Origin of the sequence: Nonomuraea sp. NPDC050022, assembly GCF_044460705.1 — a bacterium.
Lineage (GTDB): Bacteria > Actinomycetota > Actinomycetes > Streptosporangiales > Streptosporangiaceae > Nonomuraea.
In genome coordinates this window covers 294,485-315,694 of the sequence record NZ_JBITKE010000013.1, presented here as the reverse complement: position 1 = coordinate 315,694, position 21,210 = coordinate 294,485, and the positions used below count along the sequence as shown (strand labels likewise).

The 21,210-nt window shown below is 70.7% G+C and carries 22 protein-coding genes; 15 read left to right on the top strand and 7 right to left on the bottom strand.

Features of this window, described 5'->3' with window-relative positions; translation table 11 throughout:
- Window positions 1-10 precede the first annotated feature (10 nt).
- On the bottom strand, window positions 11-847 hold the full coding sequence (locus tag ACIBO2_RS45655) for a PaaX family transcriptional regulator C-terminal domain-containing protein (RefSeq protein ID WP_358534800.1): 837 nt from the start codon (window positions 845-847) through the stop codon (window positions 11-13).
- A 146-nt stretch (window positions 848-993) separates the two neighbouring features.
- Between ACIBO2_RS45655 and ACIBO2_RS45650 the strand changes: the two genes are divergently transcribed.
- Window positions 994-2,478: a long-chain fatty acid--CoA ligase gene (locus ACIBO2_RS45650; protein ID WP_397304288.1), complete on the top strand. Its 1,485-nt coding sequence runs from the start codon at window positions 994-996 to the stop codon at window positions 2,476-2,478.
- A gap of 24 nt (window positions 2,479-2,502) precedes the next feature.
- On the top strand, window positions 2,503-2,805 hold the full coding sequence (locus ACIBO2_RS45645; protein ID WP_397304287.1) for an ArsR/SmtB family transcription factor: 303 nt from the start codon (window positions 2,503-2,505) through the stop codon (window positions 2,803-2,805).
- A 94-nt stretch (window positions 2,806-2,899) separates the two neighbouring features.
- Here ACIBO2_RS45645 and ACIBO2_RS45640 read toward each other — a convergent pair whose 3' ends face one another.
- Window positions 2,900-3,805 (bottom strand): hypothetical protein, encoded by a 906-nt coding sequence (locus ACIBO2_RS45640; protein ID WP_358533052.1) that lies wholly within the window; start codon window positions 3,803-3,805, stop codon window positions 2,900-2,902.
- A gap of 119 nt (window positions 3,806-3,924) precedes the next feature.
- Here ACIBO2_RS45640 and ACIBO2_RS45635 point away from each other — a divergent pair, with 119 nt between their 5' ends.
- Window positions 3,925-4,776 (top strand): BTAD domain-containing putative transcriptional regulator, encoded by an 852-nt coding sequence (locus tag ACIBO2_RS45635; protein ID WP_397304286.1) that lies wholly within the window; start codon window positions 3,925-3,927, stop codon window positions 4,774-4,776.
- Here the strand turns inward: ACIBO2_RS45635 and ACIBO2_RS45630 are convergent.
- Window positions 4,680-5,696, bottom strand: coding sequence for a helix-turn-helix domain-containing protein (locus tag ACIBO2_RS45630; protein ID WP_358533047.1), 1,017 nt, complete (start codon window positions 5,694-5,696; stop codon window positions 4,680-4,682). The two genes, ACIBO2_RS45635 and ACIBO2_RS45630, sit on opposite strands and share 97 nt — an antisense overlap.
- A gap of 71 nt (window positions 5,697-5,767) precedes the next feature.
- Here ACIBO2_RS45630 and ACIBO2_RS45625 point away from each other — a divergent pair, with 71 nt between their 5' ends.
- Together ACIBO2_RS45625 and ACIBO2_RS45620 are read left to right on the top strand one after the other, a co-directional pair.
- Window positions 5,768-6,082 (top strand): cupin domain-containing protein, encoded by a 315-nt coding sequence (locus ACIBO2_RS45625; RefSeq protein WP_358533044.1) that lies wholly within the window; start codon window positions 5,768-5,770, stop codon window positions 6,080-6,082.
- Between the two features lie 20 nt (window positions 6,083-6,102).
- The gene (locus ACIBO2_RS45620; RefSeq protein WP_358533041.1) at window positions 6,103-6,546 is read left to right on the top strand and encodes a protein-tyrosine phosphatase family protein; all 444 of its coding nucleotides are present in this window, start codon (window positions 6,103-6,105) and stop codon (window positions 6,544-6,546) included.
- A gap of 9 nt (window positions 6,547-6,555) precedes the next feature.
- Here the strand turns inward: ACIBO2_RS45620 and ACIBO2_RS45615 are convergent, their stop codons facing one another.
- The 3 genes from ACIBO2_RS45615 to ACIBO2_RS45605 form a co-directional block, all read right to left on the bottom strand.
- A complete protein-coding gene (locus ACIBO2_RS45615) occupies window positions 6,556-7,149 on the bottom strand; it encodes a DUF305 domain-containing protein (RefSeq protein WP_358533038.1) in 594 nt (197 codons plus the stop codon).
- Between the two features lie 111 nt (window positions 7,150-7,260).
- Window positions 7,261-8,424 carry a histidinol-phosphate transaminase gene (locus ACIBO2_RS45610; protein ID WP_358533035.1) on the bottom strand — a complete coding sequence of 388 codons (1,164 nt, stop codon included), beginning with the start codon at window positions 8,422-8,424 and terminating at the stop codon, window positions 7,261-7,263.
- Between the two features lie 115 nt (window positions 8,425-8,539).
- On the bottom strand, window positions 8,540-9,985 hold the full coding sequence (locus ACIBO2_RS45605) for an FG-GAP-like repeat-containing protein (protein ID WP_397304285.1): 1,446 nt from the start codon (window positions 9,983-9,985) through the stop codon (window positions 8,540-8,542).
- Window positions 9,986-10,093: 108 nt separating this feature from the next.
- Here ACIBO2_RS45605 and ACIBO2_RS45600 point away from each other — a divergent pair, with 108 nt between their 5' ends.
- From ACIBO2_RS45600 to ACIBO2_RS45555, 10 genes are read left to right on the top strand one after another with little or no spacing between them, the layout of a single operon-like run.
- Window positions 10,094-10,861 (top strand): GntR family transcriptional regulator, encoded by a 768-nt coding sequence (locus ACIBO2_RS45600; protein ID WP_358533029.1) that lies wholly within the window; start codon window positions 10,094-10,096, stop codon window positions 10,859-10,861.
- Between the two features lie 54 nt (window positions 10,862-10,915).
- Window positions 10,916-12,205, top strand: a complete 1,290-nt coding sequence (locus tag ACIBO2_RS45595) for a substrate-binding domain-containing protein (RefSeq protein WP_358533026.1) — start codon at window positions 10,916-10,918, stop codon at window positions 12,203-12,205.
- Between the two features lie 2 nt (window positions 12,206-12,207).
- Window positions 12,208-13,119, top strand: a complete 912-nt coding sequence (locus ACIBO2_RS45590; protein ID WP_397304284.1) for a carbohydrate ABC transporter permease — start codon at window positions 12,208-12,210, stop codon at window positions 13,117-13,119.
- On the top strand, window positions 13,116-13,916 hold the full coding sequence (locus ACIBO2_RS45585; protein WP_358533020.1) for a carbohydrate ABC transporter permease: 801 nt from the start codon (window positions 13,116-13,118) through the stop codon (window positions 13,914-13,916). The genes ACIBO2_RS45590 and ACIBO2_RS45585 overlap by 4 nt, the downstream gene beginning before the upstream one ends.
- Window positions 13,913-15,913 carry a GH36-type glycosyl hydrolase domain-containing protein gene (locus ACIBO2_RS45580; RefSeq protein WP_397304283.1) on the top strand — a complete coding sequence of 667 codons (2,001 nt, stop codon included), beginning with the start codon at window positions 13,913-13,915 and terminating at the stop codon, window positions 15,911-15,913. Before ACIBO2_RS45585 ends, ACIBO2_RS45580 begins: the two co-directional genes overlap by 4 nt.
- Window positions 15,910-16,764, top strand: coding sequence for an ROK family protein (locus ACIBO2_RS45575; RefSeq protein ID WP_358533015.1), 855 nt, complete (start codon window positions 15,910-15,912; stop codon window positions 16,762-16,764). Before ACIBO2_RS45580 ends, ACIBO2_RS45575 begins: the two co-directional genes overlap by 4 nt.
- Window positions 16,761-17,525, top strand: a complete 765-nt coding sequence (locus ACIBO2_RS45570; RefSeq protein ID WP_358533012.1) for an SIS domain-containing protein — start codon at window positions 16,761-16,763, stop codon at window positions 17,523-17,525. The genes ACIBO2_RS45575 and ACIBO2_RS45570 overlap by 4 nt, the downstream gene beginning before the upstream one ends.
- Window positions 17,522-18,214: an SDR family oxidoreductase gene (locus ACIBO2_RS45565; protein ID WP_358533010.1), complete on the top strand. Its 693-nt coding sequence runs from the start codon at window positions 17,522-17,524 to the stop codon at window positions 18,212-18,214. The genes ACIBO2_RS45570 and ACIBO2_RS45565 overlap by 4 nt, the downstream gene beginning before the upstream one ends.
- On the top strand, window positions 18,211-19,428 hold the full coding sequence (locus tag ACIBO2_RS45560) for an FAD-dependent oxidoreductase (RefSeq protein WP_358533008.1): 1,218 nt from the start codon (window positions 18,211-18,213) through the stop codon (window positions 19,426-19,428). Before ACIBO2_RS45565 ends, ACIBO2_RS45560 begins: the two co-directional genes overlap by 4 nt.
- The gene (locus ACIBO2_RS45555; RefSeq protein ID WP_358533006.1) at window positions 19,425-20,369 is read left to right on the top strand and encodes a hypothetical protein; all 945 of its coding nucleotides are present in this window, start codon (window positions 19,425-19,427) and stop codon (window positions 20,367-20,369) included. Before ACIBO2_RS45560 ends, ACIBO2_RS45555 begins: the two co-directional genes overlap by 4 nt.
- Here the strand turns inward: ACIBO2_RS45555 and ACIBO2_RS45550 are convergent.
- The gene (locus ACIBO2_RS45550; RefSeq protein WP_397304282.1) at window positions 20,366-21,193 is read right to left on the bottom strand and encodes an alpha/beta hydrolase family protein; all 828 of its coding nucleotides are present in this window, start codon (window positions 21,191-21,193) and stop codon (window positions 20,366-20,368) included. The two genes, ACIBO2_RS45555 and ACIBO2_RS45550, sit on opposite strands and share 4 nt — an antisense overlap.
- Window positions 21,194-21,210 lie beyond the last annotated feature (17 nt).

Below are 21,210 nucleotides of genomic sequence, written 5' to 3'. Positions count from 1 at the left end.
TCTTAGAGAGTCAGCGGGCCGGTGCGGTGAGCGTCAGTTCGTCCAGCACGGTGTCGGCCAGCGCCCTGGCGCTCGGCGCGTAGTCGCGGGCCAGGGCGCGGAACACCTGCTCGGCCCGGATCGCCGGCCAGTCGGCCGGCAGGTGTTCGGCCGGCAGGTGCGGGTCCTGGCGGACCAGCTGCAGCCAGTCGGTGTGCAGGAGGAGCTGCCGGGCCAGGTCGTCGGCCGCGAAGGGGAGCGGGGTCGGGGTGTCCCAGCGGTCGAGGAAGGCCCGGTAGCGGGCGGCGATCCGCTCGGTGCTGAACGCCTTGCGTACGAGGTCGGCCGTCTCGGTCGGCTCGAAGGCCCGCGCCGTCAGAACGGTGATGTGATCGCCGAGTTCGAGCGGCGCGAGGATGCCCGCGACGTCCTTGACGCCCGGCGCGATCCACAGCCCGCTCTGCAGCAGCCCGAACCCGGCCCAGATGAGCTGGGAGCGCAGGTCGTGCCGGGTGCTGCGCCGGCTGTCGGGGATCGAGAAGCCCACCAGGGTCCAGGCGCCGTCCCAGTCGCGGTTGACCGCGCCGGTCTCCCAGACCCGGCGGCGCCCGTCGTCGAGCACCTCCGCCGCGTGCTCGGTGAGCCCGAAGTACATCCTGCGCCCCTGACGATGCCGGGCCAGCAGGTTGCGCTTGACCATGCGGGTGAGCGTCGAGCGCACCGCCTCCTCGGTGACGCCGAGCCGGGCGAAGACGTCGATGACGCTGCCCGAATAGACGGCGGTGTCGCGCCCCAGCACGTAGACGCCGAGAAAGCTGAACATCAGGGACTGCGGACGGGCCGTCAGCACGTCTCCTTCGGCGAGCATCACAGCAAGAGGGTAGACGGATCCGTCACAGTCGGCAAAACTCTGACTCAGGTTGGGAAATTGCCGACCGACGCTGTTGACGGGCGTGATCGTGCTGCCTAGCCTCGCGATCACGGCGACTTACCGACGCGGGAGGCCGTACGCCCATGAACAACGCGGGAGTGGGAGGGTGGCCGGCTCGCCGGGCCCAGATGACGCCGGACCGTACGGCGTTCGTCTTCGAGGGGCGGGCGGTCACCTACGCCGAGGTGCACACGCGTACGACGAAGCTGGCCGCGCGCCTGCGTGCGGCCGGGGTGCGGCCGGGGGACCGGGTCGCCTACCTTGGCCCCAATCACCCGGCTCTGGCGGAGACCATGTTCGCCACCCATCTGCTCGGCGGGATCTTCGTGCCGCTGAACTACCGGCTGGCGGCGCCCGAGATCGCCTACATGCTGGGCGACTGCGAGCCGTCTGTGCTGATCCACGCGCCCGAGTGCGCCGAGGTGGTCGGGGCGCTCCCCGAGGTCCCGCCCTTGCTGGTGCCGGACTACGAGACGTTTCTCGCCGAGGGTGATCCCGCGCCGATCGACGTACGCGTCGGGCTCGACGACATCGCGCTCATCCTCTACACCTCCGGCACCACGGGCCGGCCCAAAGGTGCCATGCTCAGCCACGCCAACCTGGTGTGGAACACCTACAACATGCTGATCGGCGTCGATGTCACGAGCGAGGAGATGACGCTGATCAGCGCGCCGCTCTTCCACGTCGCGGCGCTGAACCAGACGTTGCTGCCCACGTTCGTCAAGGGCGGCTGCTCGGTGATCATGCCGTCCTGGGACGTGGACGGGTGCTACGACCTCATCGAGAAGCACGGCATCACCTGGATGTTCGGCGTCACCACGATGTTCGCCGCGTTCGCCCGGTCGCCGCGCTGGGCCACGGCCGACCTCTCCTCGCTGCGTAATCTGATGTCGGGCGGCGCCCCCATCCCGCCCGCGCTCATCCGCGTCTACCAGGAGCGGGGCCTGGTGTTCTGCCAGGGCTACGGGTTGACCGAGACGGCGCCGGGCACGACCTTCCTGGAGGCCGGGCAGAGCGTGCGCAAGGTCGGCTCGGCCGGGGTGCCGGTGTTCTTCGCCGATGTACGCGTGGTCCGGCCCGATCTCACCGACGCCGCAGTCGGAGAGCGGGGCGAGGTGCTCGTCCAGGGGCCCAACGTGAGCCCCGGCTACTGGCAGAATCCTGCCGCGACCGCGGCGGCGTTCGCGTCTGGCGACTGGCTCCGCTCGGGCGACATCGGCGCGTTCGACGCCGAGGGGCACCTGTACATCGTGGACCGGGTCAAGGACATGTTCATCTCGGGCGGGGAGAACGTCTATCCGGCGGAGGTGGAAAGCGTCCTCTTCGAGCACCCGGCGGTGGCCGAGGTCGCCGTGGTCGGAGTGCCGGACGAGACGTGGGGCGAGGTCGGGCGGGCGTTCGTGGTCAGTGGGGCGGCGGTGACGGCCGAGGAGCTACGAGAGTTCCTCGACGGGCGGCTGGCCAGGTACAAGATCCCGCGCTACTTCGACCGGGTGGATGAGTTGCCCCGGACCGGGTCGGGCAAGATCCAGAAGGCCCGGCTGCGAGACCGGCCGCTGGACAGCTAGTTAGCTAATTGCCACAATGCCCTGGTGCTGGATGTGGACCTGGTCAAGGCGCTGGCCAACGACAAGCGGCTGCTGATCCTCGAGTGGCTGCGCGAGCCTGAGCTGCACTTCCGGCCGCAGCGTGACGGTGACCTGGTGGAGGACGGGGTCTGCTCGCTGTTCATCGCGGAGAAGCTCGGGGTGAGCCAGCCGACCTGCGGCGGGCACCTGAAGGTGCTCAGCGGGGCGGGGCTGGTGCGCGGGAAGAAGATCAAGCAGTGGGTGTTCTACCGGCGTAACGAGGACCGCATCGCGGCCGCCAAGGAGGCGCTGGGCGGCGATTGGTGATCCACCGCTCCGGGCACTGACCGCGGATCCGCGCACACGAGCCGGGGAGACCTGTCGTGACTGGTCACCCCGGCCCATACGGCGCGGCACGGTGTTACGGGCAGGGGACGATCTGCTCGGCCGGGCCGCCGACCTGGACCCAGTTGGTGCCCGAGCCGGTCCACTTGTAGACGGCTCTGCGGTCAGGGCTCAGGCCGTAGATGTCACCGTTGGTGACCGCCCAGTCCCAGCCTGGGCCGCCGACGAGCTGCCAGGCGTAGGGCGTGTTGAGGTAGCGCCAGATGCTGCCGCGGTCCGGGGTGGTGGCGAACAGGCCGAAGCCGCCGCCGTACAGCCAGTTGGCCGGGCCGCCGACCTGGGTCCAGTCGGTGCCGGCGCCGTCCCACTTGTACACGCCGCTGCGGTCAGGAGCGAGGCCGTAGAGGGCGTCGTTGGTGACGGACCAGGTCCGGCCGGGGCCGCCCACGTTCTGCCAGAGATGGGGCGAGTTCAGGTAGCGCCAGATGCCGCTGCGGTCCGGGGAGGTGGCGAACAGGCCGAAGCCGCCGCCGTAGAGCCAGTTGGCCGGGCCGCCGACCTGGGTCCAGCTGGTGCCGGCGCCGTTCCACTTGTACACGCCGCTGCGGTCGGTAGCGAGGCCGTAGAGGGCGTTGTTGGTGACGGACCAGGTGAGGCCGGGGCCGCCCACGTTCTGCCAGAGGTTGTGCGAGCGGAGATAGCGCCAGATGCCGCTGCCGTCGGGCGAGGTGGCGAACAGGCCGAAGCCGCCGCCGTACAGCCTCCCGGCGGGCCCGCCGATCTGTGTCCAGCTGGTGCCATCGTCGTCGTAGCGCCACACGCCCGCGCTCCCCGGGGAGAGCGCGCAGATGGTGTGGGCGACGGCGGCGGAGGCCGGTGTCGCCACCAGGCCCACCATGGCCATGACCAGGGCGAAGAGCCCGGCGAATGTCCTGATTATGCGTGTCCTGGCCGACAGGCCGGGTTTGACGGTCACCCTCATGTTGATCCCTCCTGGGTGGAAACTCCGTCAGGGTGCCATCACGGGCTGTAATGGAGCTCCAACCAGGCTGGAACGGGGTATGAGACGACGGGGGCTGGTGGTGCGTAAGGGGGACAGGCATGCGGGTGAGACTGTTGGGGCCGGTGGACGTGCTGGTGGACGACATCCCGCGAAGGGTGATGGGGCTTCGCCGCACGGCCGTGCTCGCCGCGCTGGCGCTGCGGCCCGGTGCCGTGGTCAGTGTCGATCTCCTGGTCGAGGCGGTCTGGGGTACGACGGCACCGGCCTCGGCCGCCACGACGGTGCAGTCCCATGTCTCCTACCTGCGCGGCGTGCTCGACCGCCGGGAGGCGATCACCGCCCGCCGGCCCGGTTACCTGCTGGACCTCGGCGAGCGGGAGGCCACCGACGTCCAGACCGCCGAGCGACTCATCCGGCAGGGAATGGAGTCCGCGGCCCCGGACGTGCGGGCCGACCGCCTGCGAACCGCCGTGGCGTTGTGGCGGGGCGCGCCGCTGGCCGAGCTGGCCGGGCTGGCCTGGTTCGACGAGCAGGCCCAGCGGCTGGAGCAACTGCTGCTGGAGGCGCGCCACGCCCTCATCGACGCGCGGCTGGCCCTCGGGCAGGATCGGCAGCTTGTCCCCGAGCTGACGGACCTGAGCAGGCAGCATCCGCTCCACGAACAGGTGCACGCGCAGCTGATGCTCGCGCTGTACCGGGCCGGTCGGCAGGGTGAGGCGCTGGCCGTCTATCAACGGCTGCGCCGCACTCTGGTCGACGAGCTGGGCATTCATCCCAGCCAGCCGCTGCGGGACCTGGAGGTGGCCGTGCTGAGACAGGATCCGGTCCTGGACCGGCCTGCTCCGCCGCCCGCCTACCTGAGACGTTGCCCCGCTATGGCGGGCGGCTGCTCCCGGCCCTGGCCGGACGGTGGCTCGGTCCGCGTGCGCAGGTGGAAGGCGCGCCGGTAGGCGGCGGGGGTGGTGCGCAGGGCGTCGTTGAAACGGCGGCGGAGGTTCGTGGCCGAGGAGAGGCCCACCCGGGCGGCGATCGCGTCCACGGACAGGTCCGTCTCCTCCAGGAGCGCCCGCGCCCCGGCGATCCGCTGGGCGAGCACCCACTGCCCGGGGCTGGTGCCGAGCTGGGCGGTGAACATCCGGGCCAGCGTCCGGGTCGACACGCCGCCGTGGGCCGCCAGGTCGTCGACGGTCAGTGGCTCGCCGAGCCGCTCCGCCGCCCAATCCAGCAGGGGCGCGAGCGAGTCGGGCGCCCGGCCACGCGATGGCGCGATGGCGTACTGGAGCTGCCCGCCCTCCCGGTGCGGCGGCATGACCATGTGGCGGGCCACCTTCGCGGCGTAGGCGGCGCCGTGGTCGGTCCGTACGAGGTGCAGGCACAGGTCGATCCCCGCGCTGGTGCCGGCGCTGGTGGCGACGTCGCCATGGTCCACGTAGAGCACGTCGGGATCGACGGGGACGGCGGGGAAGCGCTCCGCGAGCTCGGCCGCCAGCCGCCAGTGGGTGGTGGCCCGCCGCCCGTCCAGCAGCCCGGCCTGCGCCAGAACGAACGCGCCGGAGCAGATGGCGGCGATCCGCGCGCCACGCCGGTGCGCCTGGCGGAGCGCGGCTAGTACGGCCCCCGAGGCCGTGCGCGTCTGCCAGCCGGGGATGACGACCGTGTCGGCGCTCTCCAGCGCGACCAGGCCCTTGGTGACCGTGATCGAGTAACCGGCCAGGGTGGGCAGCGGTCCCGGCGTCTCGGCGCAGACGCGGAAGTCGTAGGGGTGGGCCAGCCCCGGCCGTACGGTGGCGAACACCTCGGCGGCGCAGCTCAGCTCGAACGTCGCCTGGGGCGGGCTGGCCAGCGCGACGACGCGATGCTCTGACGACATGGCAGAAAAGTACTCCATGACGTCTTTTCTGGCACTGGGTGGATGCCCGGCGCGCTAGCCAGGATGGCGGCATGGAAACGGACCGGCAGGCAATGCACATCGACGACGTGGAGCCGGTGGAGGTGGCGCCCGGCATCATCAGGCGGCGGCTCACCGCGACCGGGCTGGCGCGGGGCTGGCTCATCGACTTCGCCCCCGGCACGCAGTGGCCCGAGGTGGACGTACACGAGGGGGAGGAGCGTTACTACGTGCTCAGCGGCGAGGTGATCGAGGGCGAGACGCGGTACAGGGAGGGAAGCTACGTGGTGTTCGCCGCGGGCAGCCGTCACCAGCCGCGGACCGAGACGGGAGCCCGCATGCTCGGTATCAATTTCCTGGTCAGCTGATCAGGGGCAAAAATGGGGGCATGACCGACTCGCAGCTTGTGGGAGCGATCCGCCTCCCCGATGGAACCTATGTTCGCGGCCGTGGCCTGTTGGACGAGCCGCCTACCGGGCCCGCCCCCGACTACGGCCTCTACCTGGGAACCTCGAAGTTGCGGCGGCGTGGCGGGGCCGGGCTGTCGTGGCCGCACGACTGGATCGACTGGCCGGACTTCCTGCTGCCGCGCGACCGCGACGGCGCGGTCGGCCTGATCCGCTCGTTGCACGAGCAGGCCAAGGCCGGTCGCCAGGTGGAGGTGGCCTGCGGACATGGCGTCGGCCGTACCGGCACCGTCATCGCCTGCCTGGCCGTACTGTCCGGGCTGTCGCCGGACGAGGCGATCACCTGGACACGGGAGCACCACAACCGGCGGGCGGTCGAGACCCCGTGGCAGCGCAGGTGGGTGGCACGCTTCCCGGTGGGATGAGCGCCCGGCTCAGAGGCGGTCGACGATCGTCTGGAGCTGGGCGACCTCGTCCCGCTGGTGGGACGCCATGTGCGTGGCCACCTTCTTGACCTTGGGGTCGGCCCCCTCGGCCTCCTGGGTACGGACCATCTCGATCGCGCCGTTGTGGTGCACGATCATGTGCCGGGCGAACAGCTTGTCGAACTTCTTGCCCTTGGCCTTCCTGAGCTGCTCCATGGCCTCCTCGGAGATGAGACCCGGCATCTCATGACCCACATGGCTGGACATCTCGGGCTTGTTCCACGCCGTCAGCCAGCCCTTCATGGTCTGGATCTCCGGCTCCTGGGAGGCCTTGATCTTCTCGGCGAGCTCCGTGACCTCGATGTCGCTCGCGCGGGACGGCGCCAGGCCGGCCATCTCCACCGCCTGCTCGTGGTGCGGGATCATCATCTGCGTGAACATGACGTCGGCGTCGTTGAACACGACCGACGGTGACGCGGCCGACGTGGCGGCGCCGAGCGCGCCGCCCGCTCTGCCGTCCTGGCCAGTCATGTCGTTGCCGCCGCACGCCGTGAGCAGGGCGAGTGTGCCCGTGGCGGCGGTGTAGGAGATCTTGCGTTTCATGCGCACCGCGACGTGGTCCCTTCTCGGTCCAGTCGGCTTACTGGGTAGGGCCGGGTGCCGCGCCCGGGTGGACGGGCGCGGCACCACGAATGTGGGGTTTCCGCCGGTGAGTCAGGCGGACAACGGGTTCACGGCTCGATGGTGCAGGCCGGTGACGGGGATCTCGTGCAGGCTGCCGGAGTACAGATACTGGGTCATGCCGACCAGTAATCGCCGTACGTCCTCCTGCGGCCGGACCACCAGGCGAAGGAACTGGCTGGTCGTGCCCAGTTTGTTGCCGCACTCGCGGACGTACACGCCGTGCTCGGAGAGCAGGTGGTCGCGCAGCGGCACCCCGTCGTGCCCCGGGGGCAGCTTCACCAGCAGGAAGTTGCCCTGCGAGGCGTAGACGGTCAGCTCCGGCATCGCGCTGAGCTGGTGGAACATCGCCCGCCTGTCCTGGCCGAGACGCCTGAGGCTCTCCTGGTACTCGGGCCGGCACTGCTTCATCATGAACACCACGACCTCGGCGAACGAGTTGAGGTTCCACTTGGGCAGCGCGTCGCGTACCTTCCCGGCCAGCGCCGGGTTGGCGACCATGTAGCCGAACCGGATGCCGTGCAACCCGAAGTTCTTGCCCAGGCTGCGGAGCACGATCACGTTGGGCCGGACCGCGGCCTCCGCGGCCACGCCCGGATACGGCTCGGCGTCCACGAACTCGCCGAACGACTCGTCGACGATCACCAGGTCCAGGTCGATGAGCAGGTCGAGCAGGCGCAGGACCTCGTGCTTGGGCAGGTACCCGCCGTCGGGGTTGTTGGGGTTGCAGATCACCGCCACGCGGGAGCCGCGCATGCGTACGAAGCGCACGAAGTCATTGACGTCGAGGCCGAAGTTGTGGTGCTCCATCAGCGGGTACATGTCGACCCGCTTCCCGGTCTCCATCGGCTGGTCGGTCCAGCGGCCGAAGGTGGGGATCGGCACCGCCAGGCTCTCCTTCACCAGCAGGTGGTCGATCCAGGTGATCAGCTCGGTGGATCCGTTTCCCATCGCGACCGTCTTGGGGTGGAGCCCGAGGGTGGAGCAGAGCTCCGCGGTGATCGTGTCCGCGTCGCTCGGATAGAACTTGAGGATCGTCTCCAGGTTCCTCCCGAGATGCTCGAATATTTCCGGGGTCGGGAAGTAAGGGTTACACGGGATGCAGAAGTCCACCGGGGCAAGCTGTCCCGATGATCCGCGCAGCAGTGAGAAGTACGAAGGGCTGTGCGCCTGCGCTCGCAAAAGGCTGAGCTCCACGACACCTCCTGGGGCACGTGTCCGGACGTGAGTAGGTACGCGGGGGTATGGGAGTCGGTTCAGCCGAAACTGATCTTTCGGCCCGCGCCTACGCCGGGGCAGCCCTTCGACGGCCCTATTTGGCGGACCACATTCCCAGGTGGGAGCCCGTGTCGGACGCCTGGATGGCGGCCGGGTCGAACGAGAGGGCACTGTCGGTGGTCAAGCCGCCGGGTGAACCGGGCAGCACCCAAGCCGCGCCGGTCTTCACGACTGTGCCGTCCTCTCCGGGGGCGCCCACGCCGAGATCGGCCCGGCCGTCGCCGTTGAGGTCGCGCAGGCTGACGGAGGCGCCGAACTGGTCCCCGTCCTCGGCGGTCCCCGGGATGCCCGGACTGGCCTGGGTGAACAGTCGTGCCCCGGCCGGGCCGCTCTTGCCGCCTCTGAGCAGCAGCACGGCGCCGCCGCCGGTCTTGCCGGGTACACCCGCGGCGATGTCGGAGTACCCGTCGCCGTCCACGTCCCCGGCGGCCAGGTCGAAGCCGAACTGGTCACCTCGCGCGCCGCTCCCCGGCACGCCGGGGGTGTCCTGGGTGAGAGTGCGGGTACGGCGGCCGGGACCGTCCGGCGAGCCGTACAGGACCTTGATGGTGCCCTTGTCGGCCTTCAGGGTGTCGACGAAGCCGCTGGGGATGACGCGCAGCACCAGGTCGCCGTAGTGGTCGCCGTCGAGGTCGCCCACGGCTCCGGTGGCGGCCGCGTCCAGCCGCCTCGGCCGCCCGGCGAGCCCCTGCGGACCGCCCTTCCAGAACAGGGACGGCTCGGCCGTCTCCTCCCAGGCGTGCGTGGTGACCAGGTCGTCCTTGCCGTCGCCGGTCATGTCGCCGGCGACCAGCCTGGTCGGCTGCTCGTAGGTCCCGTCAAGGACGACCTTGCGGGCCGGGCGGCCGTCACGCGGGAACGGGCCGTGGAAGACATTCACCAGCCCCCGCTCGCTGGTGGCGGCCAGGTCGTCCTTGCCGTCGCCGTCGAAGTCACCGACCGCCAGCTCCCGGCCCTCGGTCCGGTCGACCAGGTCCGGCGGGACGTCGGTGCGCGGGGGGTCGACCAGCGGAGTGCCCAGCGCCAGCCCGTCCTTGCCGCCCCACAGCAGGGTGACGAACCGCCGGTCCAGCTCGAAGGGGTTGTACGAGCTGACCGCCAGATCGGTGTAGCCGTCGGCGTCGAAGTCACCGGCGGCGGTGCGGGCCCCGAACGCGTCACCGGCCACGGGATCGCCGGCCACGTTGGAGCTGTCGAGGTGCAGGATCCGGCGCCGGGCGGGATCGACGCCACTGGCCGCGCCATACAAGATGGCGGTATATCCGGCTTTGAGGATGTGGCCGACCGTGCCCGCCGGGGCTGAGACCGCGTAGTCCTCGAAGCCGTCACGGTTGAAGTCGACCTTGGCCGCGCTGAAGCCGACCGGGGTGGCGGTGCTCGGCGAGCTCGCGGCGGGCCGGGAGCCGCCCTCGTGGGGCCGGGAGTCGCCGCCGCCCAGCACGAGAGACGCGCAGATCACCGTACACATGACGCCCCGCACAGATCCTCCACCGGCGCTCGACCTCAGCACGATACACAACGAGTGGTTGACACCATCCGGGTCGAGCGGAAAAGATACGGTCGTCCGTACAACTTAGGACGTGAGCGTATGACCGACTGGGAACGCCGGCTGGCCCTCGACCCGTCAGCCGTGGTGCCGCTCTACTACCAACTGCGCGAGCGCCTCAGGGCGGCCATCCGCGACTGCGAGCCCGACACGCCCATCCCCGCCGAGAAGGACCTCATGGCGTACGCGGGCGTGAGCCGGGCGACGGCCCGCCGGGCGATCGGCGACCTGGTGCAGGAGGGCCTGCTGGTGGCCAGGCAGGGCAGCGGCACCTACACCGCGCCGCTGGCCGTGGCCCCCGAGCTGGGCGCGGGCCCGGTCGGCTTCACCGAGACGATGGCGCGGCTCGGCCGCAGGCCGACGACGCAGGTGCTCAAGGCCCATCTGCAGCCGGCGGGCGCCGAGGTCGCCGTGGCGCTCGGTGTCCGGGAGACGGAGCAGGTCGTCTTCGTCGAGCGGCTGCGGCTGCTCGAAGGCGCGCCCTGCATGCTGGAGAGCGCCCACCTGCCCGCCGAGCTGGTGCCCGGCATCCTCGACGAGGATCTGACCGGTTCGCTCTATGACCTGCTGCGGGTGAAGTACGGACTGTCCCCCGCGAGCGGCAGGGAGACGATCGGCGCGGTCAACGCCGACTACCGGCTCGCCCAGCTGCTGCATGTCCCCATGGCCGCGGCCCTGCTCGCGACCGCCCGCAACACGTGCACCGAGAGCGGTGTCGCGCTCGAATACACCATCCGCCACGCGCGCGGCGACTTCGCCGTGTTCTCCGTGGAGCTCAACGACGCCAAGAACGCCCTGATGGGCCAGTAACACCCCCCAAAACAGTCATCTACCTGGACGGCATCGCCGTTCCGGAGGTTGAGCATGTCCATGATGACCCGGCGCAACTTGCTCAAGACCGCCGCGCTGACCACGGCGTCCGGCCTGCTGGCCGCCTGCGGCTCCGCCGATCCGGTGGCCTCGGTGCCCGCCGACGGGGTGCCGCGAGGGAAGATCTCCGTCTGGCTGCACCAGACCAAGGCGTACGACGCGGTGTTCACCCCGCTGTTGCGCAGCTACATGCAGGAGTTCGGCGGTGTCGACATCACCCCGCTCTACGTGCCCGTGGACAAGCTCGACGCCAAGCTGCTGACCGCCTTCGCCGGTGACGTGCCGCCGGACCTGTTCAGGATCGGCGGCTGGACCATCCCGGGTCACGCGCGCAAGGGCCGCCTCGCCCCGATCATCCCCAAGGCCATGGGCGTGGCCGACGAGAAGGCGCTGGTCCAGGACTACGACGAGCACGCGATCAGCTCACTGTCGTACGAGGGCAGGCTCTACGGCGTCCCCACCGACTACACGATCTGCTACCTCTACTACCGCAAGGACAGGTTCGCGGCAGCCGGCCTCGATCCGGACAAGCCGCCCACCACCTGGGAAGAGGTCGCCGAGTACAGCAAGCGGCTGACCTCGGCCGACGGCAAGAAGGTGGGCCTGCAGTGGATCCTGGGCAATCCTCAGTGGACGCTGATGCAGCTGCTCGCCCTGGTCAAGGGGAAGGGCGGCACGATACTCAGCCCCGACGCGGGCAAGGCGACGCTGGCCACCGACGCGGGGGTCGAGGCGCTGCGCTACTACGGGAGCCTGGGCAACCCGAAGCTGTCGAGCCCGCTGTCCGGCTTCGGGCTGTTCGCCACCGGTGAGGCGGCCATGCTGGTCTCCGGGCTGTTCGCGATGGACCTGTTCCCCACGCTGAATCCCAAGCTGACCTTCGGCGACGTCTTCGACATCGCCCCGATGCCGCGCTGGGACGCGGGCAAGCCGGTCGCCCCGGCCTACACCTGGGGCTGGGCGGTGGCCAAGCAGTCGAAGCTGCCGTACACCGCCTGGCACTTCGTCGACTACCTCCAGCGCCAGGACGTCGCGGCCAAGCAGCTCAAGGACGCCAGCATCCTCACTCCGGTCAAGGGCTGGGAGAAATTATCGGGCGCCGACCAGAAGGCGCTGGACATCATGGCGGACGCGGCCCCGTACGCCGACTTCGGCCCGCAGACGCCGGTGTGGAACGAGATGGCCAAGGCGCTGACCGACGCCGCCGACGCGGTGGCCTTCGGCAAGAAGACGCCCGAGCAGGCGGCGGCGGACTTCGACCAGGCGATGCGGATGACGCTGTGACGATGTCCTTACGACTGGTGCAGCCCGTCACAAAGGTCTCGGGCAAGGGCCAGCGATGGGCGGAGGCGCGCACCGGTGGCCTGCTGGCCCTGCCGGCGGCAGTCTACTTCCTGGTCTTCTGGCTCGTGCCGTTCGTCGCGGCCGTGTATCTCAGCTTCACCAGCTACGACTTCGCCGGGACACCCGAATGGACTGGCCTGGACAACTACCGCAGAATGCTCGGCGACCCCGGCTTCTGGAACTCGGCCCGCGTCACCGCCCTCTACACGATCGGCTCCGTGGTCCCGTCGATCGTGCTCGGCCTGGCGATAGCCGTACCGCTGAGCAAGCCGGGCCGCTACAACGCCTTCCTCCGCGGGCTGGTCATGATCCCGGCGGCGATGCCGCTGGTGGCCACCTCGATGGTGTGGTCGGTGATCTTCGCCGACAAGGGCCTGGCGAACGCGCTGATCGGGCTCGTCGGGGCCGAGCCGAAGCCGTGGCTGACCGACGAGGGGCTCGCGCTCTGGGCCCTGGTGATCATGACGACATGGAAGCACCTCGGGCTGTTCGTGATCATCCTGACCGCCGGGCTGCAGGGGTTGCCGCTGAGCGTGTTCGAGGCGGCCGCGCTCGACGGCGCAGGTCCGATACGGGTCTTCTACCGCATCACGCTCCCGCTGCTGCGCCGCACGCTGCTGTTCGTGCTGGTCATCGCGGTGGTCGGGGCGATGCAGTCGTTCGTGCCCGCCTTCCTGCTCACCAAGGGTGGCCCGGCCGGCGCCACCGAGGTGCTGCCGCTCTACCTGTGGGCGACCGGCTTCGGGTTCGAGCGCATGGGCTACGCCTCGGCTATCGCGATGGTCCTGCTGGTGGCCATGCTGGCGCTTTCGCTCGTGCAGTTCAGGGTGCTCAGGGGAGGCGATGACGGGTGAAGGTGGTCCGCAACACGATCCTGACCCTGGTCGTGGCCGTCCTGCTGCTGCCGGTGTACGCGATGTTCGCGGTCTCCTCCGCGTCGGACGCGACCGATCTCGGCGGGTTCGGCTTCGACGTCTCCCAGCTGGGCGCGCATGTCTCGCAGCTGTTCGACCAGGGCGGCTTCCCGATCTACCTGCGCAACAGCCTGATCCTCGCGCTCGGCATCGGCGTCCTCGAAGTGATCTTCTCCTCGGCCGCCGGATACGCGCTCGCGCAGCTCAGGTTCCCCGGCAGCCGGGTGCTGTTCGCGGTCATCGTGGGAACGCTGTCGCTGTCGCCGATCGTGGTGCTCGTGCCGATGTACCTCATCGTCAAGGAGCTGGGCTGGATCAACTCCTACCAGGGGATGATCGTGCCGTTCATGATGAGCGCGTTCGGGGTGTTCCTGGTCCGCCAGTTCGCCCTGGCCCTGCCGCATGAGCTGCTGCTGTCGGCGCGGGTGGACGGCGCGAGCGAGTTGCGGATCTTCCTCCGCATCGGGGTGCCGCTGCTGCGGCCCGCCCTGCTCACGCTCTTCCTGCTGCAGTTCCTCGCGCAGTGGGACAACCTGCTGTGGCCGCTCATCGTGGCCAACGATCCCGGCCTCTGGCCGCTGCCCGTGGGGCTCTCGCAGCTCCAGACAGAGTACGACTTCAGCATCGGCCTGGTCAGCACCGCGGCCCTGATCACGGCGGTGCCGCCGCTGGTGCTGATGTTCCTGCTGCAGCGCTACTACGTGGCGGGGCTGACCCTGGGAGGGGTACGGAAATGAGCGCGTTCGGCACATGGACCACCGCGTACGGGCTGCCCGCCTTCGCCTACACGGCGGACCAGGAGAGCGACCCGCGAGCGGAGTGGGACCCCGTCCTGGACCCGCTCACCCGGCGGCACTTCGTCCATGTCGGGAACCGGCGGATCACGCTGGTCGCGGACAACTACGGGCTCAGCGACCTGTTCGACGAGCACACCGGCCTGCTGTGGCTCACCCGTGGCACGGGGGTGACACGCGTCGGCACCCTTTCCACCGATATTTCGGGATCGGAGCGGGTCTTCGGGCCGACGTTCGCGAGCGTCCGGGTCGCCGACGACCGCGTGGCGCTGGACCGCACGGTGCTGTGCCCCGAGGGCGAGCACCCATGGGTGCTGATCCGGCTGCACGTACGCAACCTGCTCGACGAGCCGGTACGGCTGGAGCTGACCGAGGAGTGGACGGCCGGGGCTGCCAGGGTCGAGCTCATCAACGGCGCGAAGCCGACCGAGGACCCCGGGCTGGAGCTGGAGCTCGTCGGCGGCCCCAGAACCGGGTCCGGCCGCCTGGCCGTACCCCTGGAGCTGGCAGCCGGCGGAGAGCGCCTGCTGGAGCTGAGATACGGGCTGCTGGACGACGAGATGGACGGCAGGGTGGGCGAGGTGACGGGGTCGTTCGCGAGCAGCCTCGCCGCGCTGCGCGAGCGGCTGCCGAGGGCGGTCGCGGCGCGGGCGCCCGAGGCCGAGCGGGAGGTCCCGTGGCACGCGGCGCTGCTGACCGGCGCGGCCTGCGCCGACGGCGTGCTCGGCGGCCACACCCTCGACCAGGGCTCGTGCTACTCCTTCCGGCACGGCTTCAACGGCGCCGCGCGCGACCCGCTCCAGCACGCCCTGCCGCTGGTGTACATCGAGCCGGACCTGGCCCTGTCCGTACTGCGCAACACGTGCGCCTGGGGCGGCCCCGACGGTGATCTGCCTTATGCGCTCGGACCGGACAAGCAGCCATGGACCGACCTCTTCCGGCCCTCGGACCAGAACCTGTGGGCCCTGTGGCTGGCGGCCGAATACCTGAGCGCGACGGGCGACCTGGCGGCCTTCGGCGCCCCCGTGCCGTACCACCCGGTCCACGGGGCCACGCCTGTGTCGCTCGGCGCGAACCTGCGCCGGCAGTTCAGGTTCCTCACCGACGTGGTGGGCCGGGGAGAGCACGGCCACCTGCGGATACTGAACGCCGACTGGAACGACATGGCCATCACCGAGAGCGGGGTGGACCGCGAGGTGATGATCTCCCACGGCGAGTCGGTCCTGAACTCGGCCATGGCCGCCTGGGTCCTGCCCCGCTACGCGGTCCTGGCCGAGCGGCTCGGCGACCACGCGACCGCGGCCGAGGCCCGCAAGCTCGGCGAGGAGCTGCGCGACCTGGTGGCGGGGGAGTGGAACGGCCGGTGGTACCGGCGCGCGTACGGCCCGGGAGCCGTCGTCGGGGAGTCCGACCTGTGGCTGGAGGTGCAGCCTTGGGCGATTCTGTGCGGCGCCGCCCCGCCTGAGCGGGCTGTGGAGCTGTTGCACACGATTGAGCGGACCTCCGCCGCCGATTCACCGCTGGGCGCCCGGCTGCGCTGGCCCGACAAGGGCGCATACGGCCCCGGCGGGGTCGGCACGATCTGGTACGCGATCAACATGACGCTGATCTGGGCCGCCGCCGAGCACGCTCCCGAGCTGGGCTGGCAGTGGTGGCGCCGGATGTCCCTGGCCGCCCATGCGGCTGCCTATCCGGAGGTATGGGAAGGCACGCTGTCCGGCCCCGACGCCTATCTGGCGCCCGAGACCGAGCGGCCGGGACGCACCTGGGACCTGGCCGACGTCGGCGTGGCCATGCAGGCCTACCCCGTCGCCAACCTGCACAGCCACTCCCAACCGCTGCTGGCCTACCTGCGGCTGCTCGGCGTCGAGCCGTTCCGCCCGGTCGCGGCGCCCGAGGACGCCGGGTTCGCCTCGCGGGTCCTGAGGGTCGGGCTGTGACGCGGCTCGGGATCGACGTCGGCGGGACGTACACCAAATGGGTGGTTTTGGAGGGCGAGAGGGTGGTCGGCGAGGGCACTGTCCCCACCCCGCCGGACCCCGACGAGACGATGACGTTCGTGGCCTCGCTGGCCGCCCGCCGGGTGGAGAGCATCGGGATCGGGCTGCCCGGCCACGTGGACCGCGACACCGGGACCGCGCTGTTCGTGCCGAACCCGCCCGGCGACTGGGACGGCTATCCGGTCGGCTCGCGGCTGGGCGCCCTGACCGGGGCGCCGGTGACCGTGGTCAACGACGCCCGCGCGTTCGGGCTCGCCGAGCTGCTCCTCGGGGCGGCTCGCGGGCTGCCCGACGTGCTGTTCGCGGTGCTCGGGACCGGAGTGGGCGGGGCGGTGGCGCTGCGCGGCGGGATACTCGTCGGCCCGCGCGACAATCTCGGCGAGATCGGGCACGTCACGGTCTCCCCCTGGGGGCCGGTGTGCTGCTGCGGCAACCGGGGCTGCGTGGAGACGTTCGCCGGCGGGCCGGGCATCGTGCGGGCCTTCGGCTCCGGCTCGCCCAAGGAGGTCGCCGAGGCCGCCAGGACGGGCGACGGGCGGGCGCTGGGCGTGCTGTCCAGGGCCGGCTGGGCGCTCGGCATCGCGCTGGGCGACGCGGCGGCGTTCTTCGGCGTCGGCACGGTGGTCGTGGGCGGCGGGATCTCCGGCGCGCTCGATCTCATGCGATCCGCCCTGGACAAGGAACTTGAGCGGCGACGCCCGCTCATCGGGGAAATCGCGGTGCTACCCGCCGTACTCGGCCCGATGGCCGGGGCGATCGGCGCCGCGCTCTACGGGAGGAGATCTGGATGAAATGGATACGGCGCGCGATGGACCTGCTCGGCGAGATCGAGCGGACACAGGAGGACGCGCTCGCCGCGGCCGCTCGGACGGCCGCCTCGGCCATCGGCGGCGGGGGCGTGGTGCACACGTTCGGGACCGGACATTCGCGGATGGGTGTGGAGGAGATGTTCCCCCGCTACGGCTCCTATCCCGGCTTCCATCCCATCGTGGACCTGTCGACGACGTTCTACACGCAGGTGGCCGGGTCGAACGGGATGCGGCAGGCGATGTTCATCGAGCGGGTAGAAGGGCTCGCCGACGCCATCCTGGCCAACTTCGAGCTGCGGCCGAGCGACGCGGCCATCGTGTTCAGCGTCAGCGGCCTGAACGCCGTGCCGATCGAGATGGCGATGGGGCTGCGCAAGGCGGGACTGCCCGTGGTCGCCGTCACGTCGATGCGGGAGACCACGGCCGTCGAGCCCGGTCACCCCAGCGGGACCCGGCTCGCCGACCACGCCGACGTGGTGATCGACCTGTGCACCCCGGTCGGTGACGCGCTGTGCTCCGTCGACGGGCTGGCCGAGCCGGTCGGTCCTGGCAGCACGCTGGCCGCGGTCTCCGTGGTCAACGAGATCAAGGTCCGTACCGCTGAACTGCTCGTCGCGGGCGGCTGGGTCCCGCCGGTCATCTCCAGCGCCAAGCTCGTCGGCGGCCCGCGCTCGGAGGAGCTGTTCGAGGCCGCCTATCTCGAACACGCCCGCCGCGCCGCCGCCGTGCTCAGGAAACCATGAGCGCCGTACTGGTGGCCGGCTCGGACGGCGGCATCGGCCGGGCCTGCGTGGCGGCGGTCGAGGCCACCGGCGGGGCCGCCTTCGGCGTGGACCTGGCCGGCGGGATCGACATCACCACGCCGGGGCACGCGGAGAAGGCCCTGGCCCAGGCGACGGCCGTACACGGGCAGATCTCCGGCGTCGTGCACGCGGTCGGCATGTCGGGCCGCTCGCTCGGTGACGGCGGCGTGGTCGAGTGCACCGACACGGCGTGGCACGAGGTGCACCGGGTCAACCACGAGTCGGTGTTCCGGCTGCTGCGCGCGGCGATCCCCGCGATGCGGGAGGGCGGGTCGATCGTGGTGATCGGCTCGGCGCTGGGCTCCTCGCTCGACGACGACTTCCGCACCGTGGCCTACGCCTCGGCCAAGGGCGCGCTGATCCCGCTGATCAGGACCGCGGCCCGCGAGGCGGCGCCGCACGGCGTGCGGGTCAACCTGATCTCGGCCGGGCTGGTGGCCACGCCGATGAGCCGCCGCGCCCAGACCTCCGAGGCGATCAAGGCCAAGCTGCCGTCGCTGATGCCGCTCGGCGCCGAGCTGTGCCAGCCGGAGGAGGTCGCCCAGGCCGTGCTGTGGCTGCTGTCGCCGTCGTCCGGACGGACCACGGGCGCGGTCATTCCCGTCGACGGAGGGTGGCACCTGCGATGAACGTCCTGTGGGAAGGCGATGTCGTGGTCGCGGGCGGCGGCAGCGCGGGGTGCGCGGCCGCCGTCGCGGCGGCGCGTGCCGGGGCGTCGTGCCTGCTGGTGGAGTCGGCGGGCTTCCTCGGCGGTACGGGTGCCGCGGTGCTCGACACCTTCTACGGCTTCTACGCCCCCGGCCCCGTCTCGCGGCGGGTCGTCGGCGGCGTCGGCTGGGAGGTGTGCGAGCGGCTCTTCGAGGCCGGGGCCGCCTTCGAGCGGCCCAACACCTATGGCGCGGGCACCGGAGTGACCTACGAGCCCGAGGAACTCAAGCTGGTCTGGGACGAGCTGGTCCCGGACGCGCTCCTGCACGCCAGGGTCTGCGACTTCGTGCCGGGCACCGGCGTCGTCGTGGAGACCGTGGCGGGCCGGTTCCTGGTCAAGGCCCGGGTGGTGATCGACGCCACCGGGGACGCCGAGGTCGCCTGGCGGGCCGGGGCCACCCTCGAACGCCCTGGCATGCGGCTCCAGCCGATGACGGCCACGTTCCGGCTCGGCGGGGTCGATCTGTCCGCCACCAGTACGGCGGAGCTGCACGCGCTGATGGCTGACGCCGACCTGCCGCGGCGCGAGGGGTCCGTGCATCGGACCGTGAACGACGGGATCGTGCACACCAACCTCACGCGGGTGACCGGCCTCGACCCGACCGACCCGGTGGAGCTGGCGGAGGCCGAGCGGGTGGGGCGGCGGCAGGTCCGCGACTATGTCGCCTTCCTGCGGGCGAAGGTCCCGGGGTACGGCTCGGCCGTGCTGCTCAGCACGTCCATACGTATTGGTGTACGGGAGTCACGGCGCCTAGTCGGACGATATGTCCTGACTTCTGATGATGTGTTGGCCGGGAGGGATTTTCCCGACACGATCGCGCGGTGCGGCGCGCCCATCGAGGACCACGACTCGGGGGCCGCCACCCGCTGGGAGTACGTCCACGACTTCGGCACCTACGGCATCCCCTACCGGTGCCTGCTCCCCGTCGAGATCGGCGGGCTGATCGTGGCCGGGCGCTGCCTGTCGGCCACGCACGACGCCCACGCCTCCGCCCGGTCCATGGGGCAGTGCATGGCGATGGGGCAGGCGGCGGGGACGGCCGCGGCGCTGGCCGTACAGGCCGGGGTGGAGCCCGCGGCGGTGGACGTGGAACTGCTGCGCACGCGGCTGCGAGAAGAAGGAGCGCTTCTGTGACCGTCCGTACCGTGCTGGGGGATGTCGAGGAGCTTGGCATCACCTATGCGCACGAGCACCTGTTCATGACCGGTGGCTGGCCGGTACGCAACGAGCCGGACTACCGGCTCGACTCCTTCGACGCGGCCGTGGTGGAGGTGACGGAGGCGCAGCGGCTGGGCCTTTCCGCGGTGGTCGAGATGACGCCGCTCGGGTTCGGCCGCAGTCCGTCCCTGATGAAGGAGCTGGCGGAGCGGACCGGGCTGCACGTGATCGCGGTGACCGGGTTCCACAAGAGCGGTTACTACAGCGACATGCACTGGATGCACCGCTACTCGGTCGACGAGATCACGGAGCTCCTCGTGGCCGAGATCGACCAGGGCATGGACGAGTACGGGCTGGTGGGGCCGCTGGTGCGGCGGTCGTCTGCCCGCGCGGGCGCCATCAAGATCGCCACGTCATATCACTCGTTCGGGCGCGGTGTGGCGCGATTGGTGGGCGCGGTGGCCGCCGCCGCCCGGCGGACGGGGGTGCCGGTCGTCACCCATTGCGACAAGGGCACGATGGGGCACGAGCTGCTCGACGCGCTGGCCTCGGAAGGGGTGGCGGCCGATCGGGTGGTGCTCGGGCACATCGACCACAATCCCGACGCCGGATATCTCGCCTCATTGGCGGAGAGAGGGGCCTATCTGGCCTTTGACCGGCCGGGGCGGGTCAAGTACGGCCCGGACAGCGCGATCGTCACGCTCGTCGCCGAGCTCGCCGAGCGCGGGCTGGGGGATCGGGTGCTGTTCGGGATGGACCTGGCGCGCAGGTCGTACTGGCCGAGCCTGGGCGGCGGGCCCGGCCTGACGTACCTTCTGGAGCGGTTCGTGCCGCGGCTGGAGGCCGCGGGGCTGGGTGAGGTGGCGAAGGCGGCGCTGATCGGCAACCCGCGCGCCGCCTTCGCGCTGCGTCGTTAGGGCAGGTTCTTCTCCACCTGGTTCTGCCAGCCGGCGTTGGTGTTGAGCTCCGGGGTGGTGCCGGCGAAGGCGCCTCTGGCGTAGGTGTCGCCCTGGAGCTGGTACATCAGCCAGGCCGTCACATAACCGAGGAAGCCGCCGCCCGTGCCCTGGATCGTGTTGTGGTCGGCGCCTTTGAGCTGCGCCTTGGCCGCCGCTCCCGGGACCTGGCCGTAGTACGTCTGGAGGGCCGAGTTGGGCGAGATGATGGTGTCGTTGGCGCCGCTGACGAAGAGCACCGGGCAGGCCAACTGGTCGACGTAGAACTTGTCCCCCGAACCCACCCAGATGGGCGCGGGCAGCGCGATGGGGACGACGGTGTCGATCAGGCCGCCGGACTTGGTCGCGGTGTTCACCGAGCCGCCGGCGCCCTGGGAGTGGCCGACCGCGCCGACCTTCGTCACGTCGAGCTTGCTGTAGAAGACGCTGGAGCTGTCGGCGTTCCTGGCGATCAGGTATTGGGCGGCGGCGATCATCTCCGACCCGGTGCCGGTCGTGGTGTCGGTCGAGGCGACCACGGCGAAGCCCCAGGAGGCGAGCTGGTTGAGTAACCCGGAATACTGCGTGGGCACGGCGCCCGTGCCGTTGCCCCAGGTGATGATCGGATGCTTGACACCTCCGGCGCCGAGGTCGGCCGGGTAGTAGAGCTTGTAACCCGGGGCGTCGGCGGTCGTGACCGCCCAGGGGCCCGCGACCTTGTAGTGCGCCTCGATGGTGTCCGCGGCCTGGGCCGGTCTGGCCATGATCCCCAGCAGGACCATGATGACGGCCACGACGAGCTTCATACAGCCTCCACAAAGTT